General features: G+C 40.2%; 18 protein-coding genes. 12 read left to right on the top strand and 6 right to left on the bottom strand.

All coding sequences use genetic code 11. The annotated features are described in order from the left end of the window. Nucleotide 1: 1 nt before the first annotated feature. The gene (locus A9479_RS02455; RefSeq protein WP_064662607.1) at nt 2–2,167 is read right to left on the bottom strand and encodes a flagellar hook-length control protein FliK; all 2,166 of its coding nucleotides are present in this window, start codon (nt 2,165–2,167) and stop codon (nt 2–4) included. Nucleotides 2,168–2,259: 92 nt separating this feature from the next. On the opposite strand from A9479_RS02455, the gene ccmA reads away from it, so the two are divergent. Genes ccmA through A9479_RS02405 form a run of 10 tightly spaced genes read left to right on the top strand, consistent with a single transcriptional unit; the run spans nt 2,260 to nt 9,996 of the window. Further along, on the top strand, nt 2,260–2,901 hold the full coding sequence (ccmA, locus tag A9479_RS02450) for a cytochrome c biogenesis heme-transporting ATPase CcmA (protein ID WP_231893539.1): 642 nt from the start codon (nt 2,260–2,262) through the stop codon (nt 2,899–2,901). After that, nucleotides 2,901–3,587: a heme exporter protein CcmB gene (gene ccmB, locus A9479_RS02445; RefSeq protein ID WP_010387945.1), complete on the top strand. Its 687-nt coding sequence runs from the start codon at nt 2,901–2,903 to the stop codon at nt 3,585–3,587. Before ccmA ends, ccmB begins: the two co-directional genes overlap by 1 nt. Nucleotide 3,588: 1 nt before the next feature. After that, nucleotides 3,589–4,326: a heme ABC transporter permease gene (locus A9479_RS02440; protein WP_064662606.1), complete on the top strand. Its 738-nt coding sequence runs from the start codon at nt 3,589–3,591 to the stop codon at nt 4,324–4,326. 2 nt (nt 4,327–4,328) lie between these two features. After that, on the top strand, nt 4,329–4,532 hold the full coding sequence (ccmD, locus tag A9479_RS02435; protein WP_008112240.1) for a heme exporter protein CcmD: 204 nt from the start codon (nt 4,329–4,331) through the stop codon (nt 4,530–4,532). Then, entirely contained in the window at nt 4,529–5,008 is a 480-nt protein-coding gene (ccmE, locus tag A9479_RS02430) for a cytochrome c maturation protein CcmE (protein WP_008465420.1), read from the top strand. The genes ccmD and ccmE overlap by 4 nt, the downstream gene beginning before the upstream one ends. Before the next feature lies 1 nt (nt 5,009). Continuing rightward, the gene (locus A9479_RS02425; protein ID WP_036953653.1) at nt 5,010–6,971 is read left to right on the top strand and encodes a heme lyase CcmF/NrfE family subunit; all 1,962 of its coding nucleotides are present in this window, start codon (nt 5,010–5,012) and stop codon (nt 6,969–6,971) included. Next, a complete protein-coding gene (locus A9479_RS02420; RefSeq protein WP_013465537.1) occupies nt 6,968–7,540 on the top strand; it encodes a DsbE family thiol:disulfide interchange protein in 573 nt (190 codons plus the stop codon). Before A9479_RS02425 ends, A9479_RS02420 begins: the two co-directional genes overlap by 4 nt. Continuing rightward, a complete protein-coding gene (locus A9479_RS02415) occupies nt 7,537–7,998 on the top strand; it encodes a cytochrome c-type biogenesis protein (protein WP_013465536.1) in 462 nt (153 codons plus the stop codon). The genes A9479_RS02420 and A9479_RS02415 overlap by 4 nt, the downstream gene beginning before the upstream one ends. Further along, nucleotides 7,999–9,255, top strand: a complete 1,257-nt coding sequence (gene ccmI, locus A9479_RS02410) for a c-type cytochrome biogenesis protein CcmI (RefSeq protein WP_033104089.1) — start codon at nt 7,999–8,001, stop codon at nt 9,253–9,255. Between the two features lie 9 nt (nt 9,256–9,264). Next, entirely contained in the window at nt 9,265–9,996 is a 732-nt protein-coding gene (locus tag A9479_RS02405; protein WP_028834001.1) for a VacJ family lipoprotein, read from the top strand. Nucleotides 9,997–10,060: 64 nt separating this feature from the next. On the opposite strand, the gene A9479_RS02400 is transcribed toward A9479_RS02405, so the two are convergent. Then, the gene (locus A9479_RS02400) at nt 10,061–11,284 is read right to left on the bottom strand and encodes an EAL and HDOD domain-containing protein (protein ID WP_013465534.1); all 1,224 of its coding nucleotides are present in this window, start codon (nt 11,282–11,284) and stop codon (nt 10,061–10,063) included. Nucleotides 11,285–11,628: 344 nt separating this feature from the next. On the opposite strand from A9479_RS02400, the gene putP reads away from it, so the two are divergent. Continuing rightward, the gene (gene putP, locus A9479_RS02395; protein WP_008113313.1) at nt 11,629–13,140 is read left to right on the top strand and encodes a sodium/proline symporter PutP; all 1,512 of its coding nucleotides are present in this window, start codon (nt 11,629–11,631) and stop codon (nt 13,138–13,140) included. Nucleotides 13,141–13,375: 235 nt separating this feature from the next. Here the strand turns inward: putP and A9479_RS02390 are convergent, their stop codons facing one another. Further along, on the bottom strand, nt 13,376–13,675 hold the full coding sequence (locus A9479_RS02390; RefSeq protein ID WP_064662605.1) for a YebG family protein: 300 nt from the start codon (nt 13,673–13,675) through the stop codon (nt 13,376–13,378). Between the two features lie 297 nt (nt 13,676–13,972). Here A9479_RS02390 and A9479_RS02385 point away from each other — a divergent pair, with 297 nt between their 5' ends. Next, nucleotides 13,973–14,266 (top strand): ComEA family DNA-binding protein, encoded by a 294-nt coding sequence (locus A9479_RS02385; RefSeq protein ID WP_024602041.1) that lies wholly within the window; start codon nt 13,973–13,975, stop codon nt 14,264–14,266. Nucleotides 14,267–14,278: 12 nt separating this feature from the next. Here the strand turns inward: A9479_RS02385 and A9479_RS02380 are convergent, their stop codons facing one another. The 3 genes from A9479_RS02380 to nhaB all read right to left on the bottom strand — a co-directional run bounded on the left by A9479_RS02380 (nt 14,279) and on the right by nhaB (nt 16,790). Beyond that, nucleotides 14,279–14,581, bottom strand: a complete 303-nt coding sequence (locus A9479_RS02380) for a DUF6170 family protein (RefSeq protein WP_024602042.1) — start codon at nt 14,579–14,581, stop codon at nt 14,279–14,281. A 1-nt stretch (nt 14,582) separates the two neighbouring features. After that, a complete protein-coding gene (dsbB, locus tag A9479_RS02375) occupies nt 14,583–15,101 on the bottom strand; it encodes a disulfide bond formation protein DsbB (protein WP_058155084.1) in 519 nt (172 codons plus the stop codon). A gap of 117 nt (nt 15,102–15,218) precedes the next feature. Beyond that, a complete protein-coding gene (gene nhaB, locus A9479_RS02370; protein ID WP_013465528.1) occupies nt 15,219–16,790 on the bottom strand; it encodes a sodium/proton antiporter NhaB in 1,572 nt (523 codons plus the stop codon). Between the last annotated feature and the right edge of the window lie 7 nt (nt 16,791–16,797).

The following is a 16,797-nucleotide window of genomic DNA, read 5'->3' as shown; positions in this document are numbered from 1 at the left end:
ACTAAACCTTAATATTAATAATGGCATGCGATTGGTAAAATGCTTGATGGTTATCATCCGCTCGTTTTAGTTTAAGCTCACCCACTTGTAAGCCTTGTTTTGCCAGTTTTGAGCGTAAATTATCAAGATGTGGATGAGCTAAAGCGCTCACCGCTTGGGTTGAGGCTAACAACTGACAATCTAAAGCTTTATCCATGAGTTCTGCGATTATTTGTAGCTTACCCAGTTCGGCATAATCAAAGTTGAGCCTAACAAACCAGACATTTTTATCCGCTAGTTTACCGCTACTGTGCTTTTTATACTGCCCTAAAGTTATTTCTGTTTGCGCCGCTTCAGCAGGCAGCTTCATCGGTAATAAAAATTGCACCAAGGCGTTTGTGTCAGGTTGTTGACTAATAGCAGGCGTTTGTACTTGGCTTAATGTGTTCTTAATTTGGGTTAATTCACCTGCTAATGCTTGTACTTGTGGTTGCTGTAATTGTTCCAACAATTTATTGGCGCTATTACCCACTTTAAACGTCGGTAATAAAACCTGCAGTAAAGCTTCTAAACCCGTTTGATTATTAATACTCACTGCACTTGGATTTTGGTTAATGATAGGCGCGGCTAAAATGCTTAATGAAAGCTGTTCAACACCTCTATTAAACGAGCTCTGTAAAATGTCGCTTTGAAGTTGTGTGGGCTTTATGGTGCTGAGTATTTCGCGCTGTATGGTTGCTGGGTGTAAATTAGTATCTGACAACATGCGATTAAAAGCCTGATTAACTAAACGGTTTAAATCGGTTCCTTGATCAGTCAGTTTGCTTGTAATGGTATTAAGTTGGCTGCTTACTATTTGGTTGGTCGCATCTTTTTGTTCTATTGAGGTGTTTGGACTGTGTTTTAAAACCGTTGCTAATAAGAGTTTTTCTAAAGGCTGTAAGCTCTGACCAAATGTAACTGCGTTAGTTGGTGAGGATGAAAAAGGAGTCACTAAAGGAGATAAAGCGTGTGCTGCTAACGGTTGTTGTTGCCACATAGAAACGCTTGATTTTATTTGCTGGGTAAATTGCATTAGGGGCGGCGCTAAATTTGACACGTTTTTTAATTGTGTCATGTCAATTTTTTGCATTGGGGTGAGCCATTTTTGCTGAGCATTGCCTGTAAATTCTGGTTTTTGAGATGAGCTTAAGGAAGTCGTAAATGGCTTGCTTTCAAAGTACTTTACCGCATCTAAAATACGTGTTTTAAAATCAGCAAAACTGCTTTTTAACCATGATTGTATGGGACTGTTTATCGTGCTGAGCGGATGCTGTTTACTTGGCGAGGGATCAATTAGGCCTTGCGACTGTTGCAAAGAGAGCATCTCATTAAACGGTTTACTAAATGAGTTTTTAAGGCTCACAGTCATATTATGATAAGCGGTTTTGATCAGTAATTTATCTGCTTGGTGAGTAATGTTTACCTTAGTCGGGATGGTAGGTAGTTCACTTAATTGTCGATGACTTAGGTTAATAGTTAATGAGTCTTTAAAAGAGTTTGGGCTTAATACCGCAAACTTAGGCATAGCATGAAGCTGAGCAGGGGTTAAATTACTGGCAAGCAACTGTGTTAGTTTGGCTTGGTTTATTGGCTGTGAATGCACTATATCAGCAAAACGGTTAATAATATTAAGTCGTGTACCTTTGCTATCCGTTTCAATCATCCCCTTTATTAAAGGCTCATCTGCGAGTAATTGTGCAACGTGTTTATTAATAGCAATACTGGCATTAAATTTTTCAATGACCAACTTTGGTGTTGGTTGTAATACCACCTGAAGTGATAGTGGACTGTTTTGAATATCACTTTGGGTGTTTATAAAATTTAAAAATCGTTGCAACTGAGCCGGTTGTTTAATTGTTAAAGTTGTATTGTTAGGGATGATGGTTAAGCTTTTACCATCTGCACTTAACTGTATGTTAGCGCTTGCTATTTTTTCAACGTTTGTGAATGTCTCAGTTGTCCCAAGGCGAATCGTTTGCCAATGCTTATTCATAAACACATCAAGCGTGACTGAATCTTTAGAAAACTGAATATTTTTTGCCGCCAGCACTTCAGGTGGCAGTGTTGCTAACGCAGCCTTACCTGAATCAGTTGTTTGATTACTAACCTGTGGGTTAGACAATGTGATGTGCGTTGGTGTATTCATTATTTTATATCAAGTTTTCTTTATTTTAAGTAAATCGATTCTAAAGCAATATTCGTATTACCCTATCATTATGGTAGACTTACGGCTAATTTTTGGCAGAGAGAATCGTCATCTTGTTACACATTAAGTCCGTTACTTGTATCAAGCAAGAGCGTTGTTTGTTTGATGAACTTAATTTTAGCCTTAAAAGCGGTCAAATCATGCAGTTAGCCGGCCCTAATGGGGCTGGTAAAACATCATTATTGCGCATTATTGCTGGTTTTTCGCTGCCGGATGAAGGTGATATTTTATACCTAAATCAATCTATCAAAAAATATTATGACGAATATGCCAGAGACTTATTATTTATAGGCCATAAAACCGGTGTTAACGTACAACTTAGTGCACTTGAAAATGTAGCACATTGGTTGGCTATTAATGGTTATGTTGATACTCCTGACTTATACCCTTTATTAAGTAAGTTAGGTTTAGTGGGGCTGGAAGATGTGCCTGTAAGAATGTTATCTGCGGGTCAACAGCGGCGGGTGGCACTCGTTCGATTATGGTTATCTGAAGCGAAGTTATGGATTTTAGATGAACCTTTCACGGCGCTAGATAAAAGCGGGGTTGCCTTTTTACAGCAACGTTTTACTGAGCACTTATCAAAGGGGGGCGCTATTTTGTTAACAACACACCAAGATTTAACCACCCACTTTAGTGACTTACAAACGTTGACTTTGGAGTACCGCCACTAATGACACGACAGCATTCATATTGGCAGTTATTTGTCGCGGTATTTAGCAAAGACGTTAAGCTCGCTTTTCGTCAGCGCGCTGAAATAGTTAATCCTATCTTGTTTTTTTTAATTGTTATCTCACTGTTTCCATTAGCCATAGGGCCTGAGCCAGGGTTGTTATCAAGGATGGCACCGGGCATTATTTGGGTTGCGGCTTTATTATCGACCATGCTTGGCCTTGATAAACTGTTTAGAGATGATTACCACGACGGCTCTTTGGAGCAGCTCATTGCTTCGTCATACCCATTATCATTAACGGTACTGGGCAAAGTAGCCGCACACTGGGTGATCACCGGCCTCCCGTTAGTGCTAATGACCCCTTTATTTGCTTTACTACTAAATTTAGATACGACGGCCCTAATGGCTACGTTATTAACGTTATTATTGGGTACGCCTTTATTAAGCTTCATAGGCGCAATAGGGGCGGGCTTGACTGTGGGATTACAAAAAGGCGGCATTTTAATGAGTCTGCTCGTTTTGCCTTTGTATATTCCGGTTTTAATTTTTGCAACTTCCGCTATTGATACCAGCACTATGTCGCTGGATTACAGTGGTCAGCTTGCAATCCTAGGTGCAATGTTAGTCGTTGCGATTATCAGTGCGCCAATTGCCATATCATCAGCATTAAAAGTGAGTGTAAGTTAATATGTGGAAGTGGTTACATCCGTATGCGAAAGCAGAGCGAGCATATCAATTATGCAATACTCTACTGCCATATTTTGCAGTAGTAACGGTTATTAGTATGGTTGTTGGTTGGGTATGGGGATTAGGTTTTGCTCCTGCCGATTACCAACAAAAAGACAGTTACCGTATTATTTTTATTCACGTGCCCTCCGCTATTTTATCTATGGGCGCCTATTCATCAATGGCGATTGCTGCCATTGTTGCGCTTGTATGGCAATTACGCAATGCAGAGCTTGCGGTGATTGCAATAGCACCCGTAGGTGCCTGCATGACCGCAATAGCCTTAATCACCGGTGCTGCATGGGGTAAACCTATGTGGGGTGCTTGGTGGGTATGGGATGCAAGACTGACCTCTGAACTTATTTTGTTATTTTTATATCTAGGGGTGTTGTCTTTGTACCATGCCTTTGAAGATAAAAAATCAGCCAGTCGCGCCGCGTCTATTTTAGCTATTGTTGGGGTTATTAACTTGCCTATCATTCACTTTTCGGTGGAATGGTGGAATACCCTGCATCAAGGGGCAAGCATCACTAAGTTTAACCGCGACGCGGTAGATCCAAGTATGTTTTGGCCGTTAATGATTAATATTTTAGCCTTTGCCGCGTTTGTTGGTACTGTGACTTTAATTCGTCTTAAAAATGAAATTTTACACCGTGAAAAGCACCGCCCATGGGTGCGACAGTTGTTAACTAAGGGGTAATTATGCAGTTTGACTCGTTTTCAGATTTTATTGCAATGGGAGGCTATGGCTTTTATGTATGGCTTTCTTTTGGTACATGCGCATTAATTTTATTAGGCATTTTATTTAGCTCGTTACGCGACAAAAAACAAATTTTAGCGTCGGTAGAGCAGCAAATTGCGCGTGAAACTCGAATTAAAAATTCTAAGCAGGAGCAAACCTCGTGAACCCTAGACGTAAAAAACGCCTTTTGGTTATTATTGCCGTACTCTTTGGTATTGGTGGATCAATTGGTTTAGTGTTGTACGCCTTACAAGAAAACATTAATTTGTTTTACACCCCCAGTGAATTAATTGATGGTAAAGGCCCGAATAAAGAAAAGCCTCATATAGGACAAAAGCTCCGCATTGGCGGTATGGTTGTCCCTGGTACAGTACAAAGAAATGAGCAAAGCTTACAGGTAAGCTTTAAGTTGATTGATACTGGCCCATTGGTCACGGTGCGTTATCAAGGAATTTTGCCTGATCTATTTCGTGAAGGGCAAGGAATTGTTGCACAAGGTGTGCTAGTTGAACCTAACGTCATTGAAGCGTTTGAAGTACTGGCTAAACATGATGAAGAATATATGCCAGCCGAGGTTGCCGAGGCAGTAAAAGGAATTAAGCACGAGAAACCAAAATACAATTTAGATAGTGGGAGCTAATATGATCCCAGAACTTGGTTATTTTTCCCTAACATTGGCCATGGTACTGAGTATTCTGTTGTGTATTTTCCCACTTTGGGGTGCACACACAGGAAACCTTCGTTTGATGCGCGCTGCGCCATCACTTGCTATTGGTCAGTTTGCATTTGTTGCTTTGTCTTTTGCTGCGCTTATTTATGCCAGCTTAACCGATGATTTTACCGTATCTTATGTAGCGTATCACTCAAGTAGCACCTTGCCTTGGTATTATAAAATAACCTCAACATGGGGTGGCCATGAAGGCGCTATTTTACTGTGGTTATTAATGCAGGCCGGTTGGACCGCCGTTGTTGCTTTGCGTTCAAAGTCACTGCCTTGGGTACTTCGTGCTCGCGTATTAGGTGTGCTTGGTTTTTTAGGTGTCGGATTTATGATGTACACCTTGCTACTTTCAAGTCCGTTTGAACGTTTACTGCCCTATTTCCCTGTTGAGGGACGCGATTTAAATCCATTATTACAAGACCCGGGGATGATCATTCACCCTCCATTACTTTATATGGGGTATGTCGGTCTTTCTGTTGCTTTTGCCTTTGCTATTGCCGCGTTGTTAACCGGCAAGCTTGATAACACCTGGGCAAAATGGTCACGCCCATGGACAATGACGGCATGGGGCTTTTTAACCTTAGGTATCACCATAGGTAGTTGGTGGGCCTATTCAGAGCTAGGCTGGGGCGGCTGGTGGTTCTGGGATCCTGTTGAAAATGCATCACTCATGCCATGGTTAGTCGCAACCGCGTTACTGCACTCTTTAAGTGTGACTGAAAAACGTGGCGTATTTAAATCATGGACAGTGTTACTGGCTATTGCGGCATTTTCATTAAGTTTACTAGGCACCTTTATCGTTCGCTCAGGAATTATTGTTTCGGTGCATGCCTTTGCAACAGACCCTGATCGTGGCTTATTTATTCTTGGCTTTTTGGCCGTAGTTGTTGGCGGCGGTTTAGCGTTATATGGCTTGCGTGTCTCACAAGTTAAAAGTGAAGGGCGTTATAAATTTGTATCGCGTGAAGTGGCACTTTGGTTAAACAATATTTTCTTAGTGGTTGCTACGTTAATTGTACTGTTAGGTACATTATTACCTATGGTGCACAAGGAAATGGGACTAGGCAGTATTTCAATTGGCGAACCTTTCTTTAATAAAATGTTTGCTATTTTACTGGTGCCATTTGCTATTTTAATGGGCATTGGACCTTTCCTGCGTTGGAAGCAAAATAAGTGGGCCTTTTTACAAAATAAAATATTTGTAGGCGCATTAGTCAGTATTATCATTACCTGCGCATGGTTATTTAGTAGCTATGAGGTAGTGACTCCATTAACACTTTTAGCAACCACGCTAGGTGTATGGATATTTATTGCCACTTTTATTGATTTATATACCAAAGCAGCGGTTCATGGCTCGCTTAAGCTCGGTATAAAGCGTTTAGGTTTAAGCTATTGGGCAATGGTGCTGGGGCATGTTGGTTTAGCCTTTGTTATAGCGGGCATTACACTCACCTCGGCGTATTCAGTTGAGCGTGATGTATCGATGAAGCAAGGCGATATCGTGCAGCTTAACCAGTATCAATACCGCTTTGAAGGTGTGAAGACGATTCGTGGTGCAAACTACAGTGGTCATGCTGGTGTCGTGACGGTATTAAAAGGGAATGACACTGTAACGCGTTTATATGCAGAAAAGCGTCGTTACGATATTGGTATGCAATTTATGACCGAAGCCGCTATTGATGCCGGATTCACTCGTGATTTATATCTTGCGCTTGGTGAGCAACTAAGTGAAGGGGCATGGTCATTACGCATTTACCATAAACCGTTTGTACGTTGGATGTGGATTGGCGGTATTCTGATCTCACTCGCTGGTTTTGTAATTTTATTCGATAAGCGCTATCGCGCCTCACCGCGAAAAGATGAAATAGAGGGGGCAGTATGAACCGTAAACTTATCGCAATTGCCCCTTTATTAATTTTTATCTTTATTTGTGTGTTTTTATACCAAGGGTTGTTTGCCAACCCGCGGGAAATACAAACAGGGCGAATTGGTCAAACGGTGCCTGCGTTTAATTTACCTGATTTAATGCAAGACGATAAACGTTGGACTGATGAGCAGCTAAAGGGTGACGTGTATTTGCTAAACGTTTGGGGCACATGGTGTCCGACGTGTTTAGCTGAGCTTGGCTATTTAACTAAGCTACGCGAGCAAGGGGTTAAAATTATCGGCTTGTATTATGTACAAAGTTACGACGCCGATTTTGATGGCCCATTTGATATGCAAGCGCTGCGTGATGATGTGAGTAATATGCTTTCACGTGCGGGCGACCCTTATCAATTTAATATTTTAGATTTAGAACGTTCATTGTCTTTAGATTTAGGGGTGTCCGGTGCACCAGAGACATTTTTAGTAGATAAAAATGGCACCATTTTGTTACATCACACTGGTGATATAAACCCTCGAGTTTGGCGTGCTAAGTTTGCGCCTATTATGCAGGAGCTGCAGCCATGAGATTGTTTTTATTAACCCTTAGCTTGTTTGTTAGTGTAGCTGCGTTTGCTCAGCAAGACCGTTATCAATTTGATAGCAACGAGCAAGCTGTTCGCTTTGAAGAGCTAACAAAAGAATTACGTTGCCCGAAGTGTCAAAATCAGAATATTGCTGACTCTGATGCCGTTGTCGCAAAAGACTTGCGCGAGCGAGTGCTGGCGTTGGTAAAAGATGGCAAAACCAAAGATGAAGTTATTGATTACATGATTGATCGATATGGCTACTTTGTTCATTACGATCCACCGGTAACACCTGCCACGTTAATACTGTGGGTACTTCCGGTACTCATCGTAATAATTGGGTTTGGCTTTATTGTGATTCGCCAACGTAAAGCGTCGGTAAAACAAACCTGGAGTGACGCTGATGAAGTGATGCTCAATAAGCTGATTAAACAAAATAAACATCAGGAGCAAAGTTAAATGATTTTAATGTGGGCGTCTTTTGCTTTACTCACACTCATTGCATTGCTGTTTATTATTGTGCCTTTTTTAAAAAAAGAGCGCGTAGTAACCATCACTCATAACGCCAATGCACAGCTTATCAGCATTTATGAACAGCGTTTAGTTGAATTACAGGCAGATTTAGATAATCAACGTATAGACTCGCAAAATCACAGCGAAGCTATTATTGAATTAAAACGCCGCTTACTTAATGAATTATCGCCAGAGAAGTCACTAAATAGTCGTGGTGACAATCGTATATTTGCTTTAACAGGCGCGGCGTTTTTAATTGCATTAGCAGGTATTTTCTATGCAATGACAGGCAGCCAGCAACAAATTGCAGCCTGGCATGATGCAATGGATAACTTGGCCGATTATGGTCAGCGCGCCGTAATGCAAAAGGGCGAGCCGTTAACTAAAAATGAGTTACAAGCGTTTGCCTTAGCACTGCGTACTAAATTAAGTCAAAGCGGTGATGATGAAGTGGCTTGGATGTTGTTAGGGCGTGTTGCTTTAATGCTAAATGAATTTGATATGGCGAAACAGTCATTTGATAAAACATTAAAAATAAACCCTGATAATATGCAAGCGCTTGTTAGCTACTCTCAGGTGCTATTACTTGAGGGCAGTGAAGAAAACATGACTCGTGCAGCGGGTATGCTTTCTAAAGTACTGCAAGCTCAACCAAATAACCTTGATGCGATTTCGTTACTTGCACTAATCGCCTTTGAGAGAAAAGACTGGCTACAGGCAAAGGCAGCGTTTGAGGTGCTACTTGCAAGTATGGATGAGTCTGATACGCGCTATGCTATGATCAACCAACGTATTAGCGAAATCGATCTACAAATTGCTCAGCAAAACGTGGCAACCAGTGGCGATCAGTTAGCGGCTCAAAGTATTCAAGTTACCGTTGATATCGATAGCCAACTTGCAGACAAACAGCCCAATAACGGTATTTTGTTTGTGTTTGCTAAAGCGGCTAAGGGATCACCGATGCCTTTAGCCGTGGTTAAACTAACAGACTATAGCTTTCCAATTACGGTTGAGCTGAGCGATGCTAATGCCATGATGGCAGGGCTAAACTTATCGAGTGCGAGTGAAATTATCATTTCTGCGCGTATCTCTAATGATGATTCAGTTATGCCAAGCACTGGGGAGCTTGAAGGGCATTCTCAAGTGCTTGCTTCTAAAGAGGTGCGCCAAGTGCAACTGAACATTGATACATTAATACCTTAAGGATTTGAGATGTTAAAACAAGGCTTACTTTTATTATGTTTACTCACGTTATCGGGTTGTGCTCAAGTGCCTGAGAGTAAATATGATGAGCGCGATCCCATACAAAGTGTAAACAGACCTATTTATGACTTTAATATGGACGTACTTGATGCTTATATTTTAAGGCCTGCGGCAGTGGGTTATATAACAGTAACCCCACAGCCTGTGCGTCGAAGTATTGTGCATTTCACCGATAATATTACCGCACCGGTTGATATTATTAATGCGGGTCTGCAAGGAAAGCCAAGCAGTGCCGGAATTAATTTTGCGCGCTTTTTAGTGAATTCTACGGTGGGAGTGTTTGGCTTATTTGACGTTGCAAGTTCGTTAGGGCTTGAAGTAACTGATGAAGATTTTGGCCAAACCTTAGGTGTGTGGGGAGTAGGCGATGGTGCCTATTTAATGATCCCGGCAATGGGGCCATCAACTGCACGTAACTTAACCGGTGATGTTGTTGATAATGTGGTTTTACCTGAAATTGCACTGACAACACCACAAACAATTTTAGTGTTTGCGTTAAAGGCGGTTGAGGCAAGGGCGTCTTTAATGGCTCAAGAGGGTTTATTAAATGATTCATTAGACCCATACCTGTTTGTTAAAGACATTTACTTTCAGCGTCAGTTATATGAACTCTACGATGGCAATCCGCCAATAAAAGAAGAGCCTGAAGATTTTGACGAAGATTTCTTAGAAAGCCTTTAATAAAAATAAAAACGCCAGCAAATGCTGGCGTTTTATTTTTAGTTATTAATTGCTAATGAGCGCTTTAATTATCAATCATTATCTGCATTTGTTCACTAACCCAATTAAGTGCTTCGTGGTAAGCATCAGGCACATCATCACCCAAGTTAAGCTGTTGGGCTTTATCGTTAGCAGCGTGCCAGTTACCCTGCTCATAGAGGGTTACTAAGTTTAAATACTCAGCAAGCAGCCCTTCATTGTTTAACAGTGCCGCTTTTATCTCATTTGAAAGCGGTAGTTTAAGCATTACACTGTCCATCTCTTCATCTAGTATGGCATCCATAAGCGACATCATGCCGGTTAAAAATGCTATTCCTGTATCTCTAAGTTTGCCATGTGAAATTGCTAAAAGCTCACAAAAACGCGCGCGTGTTAGCGACAACCTAATAAGCTCCAGAGGTTTGTCTGCAGAGACTTGTGCGGCAAATAATAAAGAGAGTAGTTTTTTTATTTCAGCCGCGCCCAATACAATAAGCGCTTGTTTTATTGTGTTTATTTCAGAGCGGCGAGCAAATGCTGCCGAATTTGAGTAGCGTAGCAGCTTATACGATAAGTTGACATCACGCTCAAATACATCGGTGATTTTTTTAAGATCCATTTCTACGCTGGATGTTTCATAGAGTAGCTCAGCCAATGCCATGCCCGATGGCGGTAACGCCTTGCTTTGCACCATTTCTGGTTTTGAAAAGAAAAAGCCTTGAAAGTATTCAAAACCTAGTTCAAAAGCTTGATTGTAAAGCGCGTAAGTTTCAACCTTTTCAGCAAGTAATTTTATGTGTGGATAAGGTTTTAAATCCTCTATGATCGTTTTAACGTTTTCAATATCACAAGTTAAAAAGTCGACTTTAATAATATCGATAAACGGATAAAAGTGCCGCCATACAGGTTGATGTGCATAGTCATCTAGCGCTAGCGTATAGCCTTTTTCTTTTAGGTCTTTAACAATTGCCAATAAGCGTTTACCTGGCTGGACGGTTTCGAGTATTTCAATTACCACCCCATCTTTGTTTAAAAGGGTTGGGTAGCCTTTTAACAAGGTGTCTAAGGTAAAGTTAATATAAGCGGGTTTATTATCAGTTAAATCTTCTAAGCCAAAGTTAAATTGACTGCCTTCAATCAGTCGAGACGTGGCTTCATCGCCGTCAATATTTGGAAATACGTTATCAACTCCATCACGAAATAAAAGCTCATAGCCAATTAGTTCCTTATTGCGATCTAAAATAGGTTGCCGAGCAGCGTAAAAATACATATTGGATTCCGAAAGAGTAGAAATTGATTAACATTGTAATAATATATTGGAAAACATTCAAAATAGCATCGGTAAAATGAACATTATTAATAAAATACTATGGTTGGTTTGATATTTCTTAATCTAATTTTATTGTTTTTCATTTTATTTGTTGCAAAAGTGAGCTAACCGATGGTTTTTTATCTACTTAAATGAGCGGGTTGGAGTTATTAGCAATTACCGTGTTATAGTTCAGTAGAAAGCTTTTATTCCAATACTGTCTTAATTATAAGATTTCAAGAGTCATTATTTGGATTAAAAGCCTGTTATTACTTATTTAAGTGGAGGCAAATTTGGAAACAGGAATGATTATTTCACTGGCATTATATTTTATTGTAATGCTGGGAATAGGACTATACGCATATAAGCAATCTACCAGCGATATATCAGGGTATATGCTAGGTGGTCGTAATTTAGCCCCCAGTGTTGCTGCCTTATCAGCGGGTGCATCAGACATGAGTGGTTGGTTACTTATGGGCCTACCTGGCGCAATGTACTTGTTTGGGCTTAGCAAGGTTTGGATTGCTATTGGCTTAGTATTAGGCGCATGGGCAAACTATTTCTTAGTCGCCCCAAGACTGCGTGTTTATACTGAAAAAGCAAATGACTCTATTACCATCCCTGATTATTTTGCAAATCGTTTTGATGATAACAAGAATATCCTCCGTGTGATCTCTGCAATTGTTATTATTGTGTTCTTTACTTTGTATACTTCATCAGGCGTAGTCGCCGGTGGTAAGTTATTTGAAAATTCATTTCAGATGAGTTACGAAATGGGTTTATACATCACCACGGGTGTGGTTGTTGTTTACACCTTATTTGGTGGCTTTTTAGCGGTTAGCCTAACAGACTTCGTGCAAGGTTGTATTATGTTTATCTCCTTGCTTGCAGTACCTATCGCTACTTATATGATGCTAGATCAGCCATTTATGGATACTTTAGCAAATGCAAATTACCAGCAGTTGTTAAGTTCACCAAAAGCCAGTGAAATCCATTCATTGAATATGCTTGATTGGTTTGCTGGTGGTTCTACCATTGCTATTATTTCTGCGATGGCTTGGGGCTTAGGCTACTTTGGTCAGCCACATATTATTGTTCGCTTTATGTCTATTCGCTCAGTAAAAGAAATGCCAACTATGCGTCGTATTGGTATGTCTTGGATGACACTATCTGCGATTGGTGCGGTATTTACCGGTTTATTTGGTGCTGCCTTTATGATTGAAAACCAAATGCCTATTGCCGATAAAGAGACCATTTTCTTAGTATTAGCTGAACTTATTTTCCACCCATTAATTGCTGGTTTCCTACTGGCTGCTATTTTAGCTGCGATTATGAGTACGATTTCATCGCAATTATTGGTGTGTTCAAGCTCGCTTACTGAAGACTTCTACAAGATTTACTTAAACCGCGATGCCTCGCAAACTGAGCTGGTGTTAGTAGGGCGTATTAGCGTAATACTGGTTGCGTTATTTGCTATTTACCTAGCGTATGACCGTAATAGTTCAATACTTGATTTAGTTAGCAACGCATGGGCTGGTTTTGGTGCTGCATTTGGTCCACTTGTCTTGTTTAGTCTTTACTGGAAACGTATGAACTTAAAAGGGGCTATTAGCGGTATGGTTGTTGGTGCTTTAACAGTGCTTGTATGGATTTATGCGCCTATTACCATTAATGGTGAGAGCTTGAGCAGTGTAATTTATGAAATCGTCCCAGGCTTCATTTTAGCGAGTATTGCTATTGTGGTAGGAAGCCTTGTGACAGCTGAACCGAAAAAAGAAATTACTGATCTGTTTGATGAAGTTGAATCGTCATTGTAACTGATTAGCTAACGTAAAGTGTTGGTTTTTATAAATGCCAATCAGTTTAACTGGTTGGCATTTTTTATTGGCTGACCTTTAGCAGAGACCATTTATCTCGTTTAAACAGCTGAGATTATGACGCTTAATCACCGATTACTTGCCTTTAGCTATTATTATTTAAAGGCATAAAAAAAACTGAATTCGAATAACGAATTCAGTTTTTTTAATAATTACTATTGAGCTTTTAAAAGTACTAACTCGCTGCTTTCTCTTTTATATCTGCAACGTTATCTGACTTTGTTTTTTTAGCCTTGGCGGGTACTTCTTTACCACCTTTAAGTACGGCCATAAAGTCGTCTTTACTTTTTGCAATCTCCAGCGCGAGCGACTCAACCTGTTGTTCACTTAGTGGTACATCTACTTTTTCAAGCATGAGTTCTAGTGACTCGGCAATATCGAGCATTTTGTCATAGGCATCAGCTTCTTTTTTAGTAGTAAACGTCATGCGCTCGACTCCGTTTCGTTCTACAACATATTTAACAACAACAGCCATGATTTCTCCTGCTTACTTACGTGGCAATATGATTAATTTAAATCATTAGATTACTGTTTTTATATACAGTACAAGCTTGCGCGCGTTTTTGCAAGCTTTAGCCTTATTTTATCTGCAGCTTGGTTGACAATAAAGAGTAACTCTACTTTATTTATTAAGTCACTTTATAACGCGTTGCAGTAAAGGAGTCGCAAGGAGTGATTGTTACCGTTAGTACTTAGTAACCACAACGTTATGTAAAAGTGCTGGGTGTAAATAATCAACGAATGTTCATGTAAGAACACAAAAGGAAATAGTATGAAATTAATTAAAATCATCTCATTAGCCGCTGCTTTATGTTTATTACCTATGGGTACCACCTTTGCGCAAAGCGATATGCTATCAGAGCAGATGCAATCAGCCGTGGTTAATATTAATACTGCTGATTTAAAACAGTTAATTAAGTTACCAGGTGTCGGCAAGAAAAAAGCACAGGCAATTATCGATTATAGAGAAACTAATGGTGATTTCGCATCACTTGAAGATCTAGCTAAAGTAAAAGGGGTGGGTAAAAAAATGCTAGCCAAACTTGATGGAAAGGTGGCGTTTTAACTTAAAAGGGCGCTATGCGCCCTGATCAAACTGTTTTAAGGCAGCACCAAGGTGCTTTTTAGCAAAATTAACATCTACGGGGGCAGTTAATAGCGGGTAGCTTAAACCAGCCACAATCAAAAAGGGCACGAGTAGCCATCCTTCAAAAAGGGTAAATATTAAAAAAAATGGGCTTAGCAGCATAAGCTTTACAATACGCATTAACACTCTGTCACTAGGAGAGAGCATACTTAACGAGATCGCAATAACGGTTTGTCTTTGACGAACTTTTAAGTGTTTAAGTTCGTCAACGTGGCTTGAAAAAAAAGTAAACATATTAAAGTGACTTTTTAGAGATTAATCGACTGGCCACTAACGCAAAAAGTGTGGCGGTAAACAATACAAAAATAACTTCCATCCATGCTGGCATACTTAAGCCTGCAAATTGCCAATCTATGTTTCCGCAATCACCGGTTGCCTCAAAAAATTGCGGTATCCAATGATGTAATGGCATAAACTCTGGAAAATTCGGCTCAAACTCACAGCTAAATGCAAAGGGGTCAGTGGTTGTTTGCATTTCAATGTGTTCACGAGCTATTAGTAACCCCCATACACTTGAAACCCCCCACACTGTATAAGCGACAATACGGACTACGAGGTTGTTTGGTTTACTGGCGCCAATAATACCTGCAAAAAGTAAACCTAATACCGCGGTGCGTTGGTAAATACACATAATGCACGGTGCTAACCCCATGTTGTATTGAAAAAAGAGCGCGATGACTTCAAGCAGAAAAACAATCCCACTGAATAATAACCAAGGTGTACGTTGAGTACTTAAATTAGCAAGCCAGTTCATAACAAATCCGTATTTAAATAAGGGCTTAGATTATGACGTAGGATAAACAGCGGAGCAAGTAAAAGGGAAAAGTGAGAAGCTATGAAATTTCCTAGCTCCTCAAAGTCGGGGAAGCACTTAATGCCCAGAATTCGCTACAGGGATGTGGTGTTGTATTATCCCCCAGTCATAAAACAAACTGGTTATTTCACTCAAGCCAAAATAAGTCGCGCTTAACCCAACAAAGGTAAGCACAAAAGTGTAAGGTAAAGCCATATACACCATTCGACCGTAAGATAGGCGTAACACGGGAGCTAGTGTTGATGTCAGTAAGAATAAGAAAGCAGCTTGACCATTAGGGGTGGCCACGCTGGGTAAGTTTGTGCCGGTGTTTATCGCCACTGCAAGTAAATCAAATTGGTCTCGAGTTATTTGACCTGCTTTTAGAGCTGCAGCAACTTCATTTATATATACAGTGCCGACAAATACATTATCACTGACCATTGAAAGCAATCCATTAGCGATAAAAAACATCACCAATTGTAAGTGCCCTTCAAATGTTAGTACCCAAGTAATCACAGGGGTAAAGAGTTGTTGATCGATGATTACTGCAACCACACTAAAAAATACACAAAGTAGTGCCGTGAAGGGGAGGGCTTCTTCAAAGGCTTTACCGAGTTGGTGCTCTTCTATTATACCGGCAGACGACGTGGCTAAAATAATCACCGATAAGCCAATTAAGCCCACGGTTGCTAAGTGTAATGCTAAGCCAGTAATTAACCAGATAGCGATAAGTGCTTGAATTGTTAAATTAACTCTATCGCGTTTGGTGCGTTTTTTATCAAGTGTTTGTGCATGGTTTTTTAAAATAGCATGAATTGTTTCTGGCAGTTTTGCCCCATAGCCAAAGGTTTTTGTTTTTTCTAATAAAAAGGTCGTTAATAAGCCCGCAAAAAGCACGGGTAAAGAAACGGGCAGCATTCTTAAAAAGAACTCACCAAATAGCCAACTTGCTCGCTCTGCAATAATTAAATTTTGTGGTTCACCAACCATAGTACACACGCCGCCAAGTGCGGTCCCAATCGAGGCATGCATGAGTAAATTACGTAAAAAAGCACGAAACTCTTCAAGCTCTTGACGGTTTACCTCTTTTACTTGGTTATCATCGTTAATATCGTGCTCACTAATAAAATCTTTTCCTGAGGCCACCTTGTGATAAATACTATAAAAGCCCATTGCCACCGCAATAACAACCGCCATTACAGTTAGGGCATCCAAAAAAGCTGATAAAAACGCAGCAGCTATTGCAAAGGCAAGCGATAAAACGGTTTTACTTCTTACTGAAACCACTAACTTGGTAAAAATATACAGCAGCAGATCTTTCATGAAATAAATACCGGCAACCATAAAAATAAGTAATAAAAGCACATCTAGGTTTTGTGCTATTTCATGTTCAACTTGCGTGGTTGATGTCATACCAATTAATAGTGCCTCAATGGCAAGTAGACCACCAGGTTGCAGTGGGTAACACTTGAGCGCCATGGCCAGTGTAAAAATAAACTCAATAACCAGTACCCAGCCAGACAAATAAGGGTTTAATTGAAACAGCAGCGGGTTAATTATTAAAAATGCAATAATGGTGTATTTATACCATTGAGGTGCTTTACCTAAAAAATTTATAAATATTGCAGATGGGACACTCTGTTGCATGATTTTT

The organism is Pseudoalteromonas sp. MQS005, assembly GCF_001661605.1.
In the GTDB taxonomy this organism is placed as follows: Bacteria; Pseudomonadota; Gammaproteobacteria; order Enterobacterales; family Alteromonadaceae; genus Pseudoalteromonas; species Pseudoalteromonas tetraodonis.
This window is presented reverse-complemented; position numbering and strand designations above follow the sequence as displayed.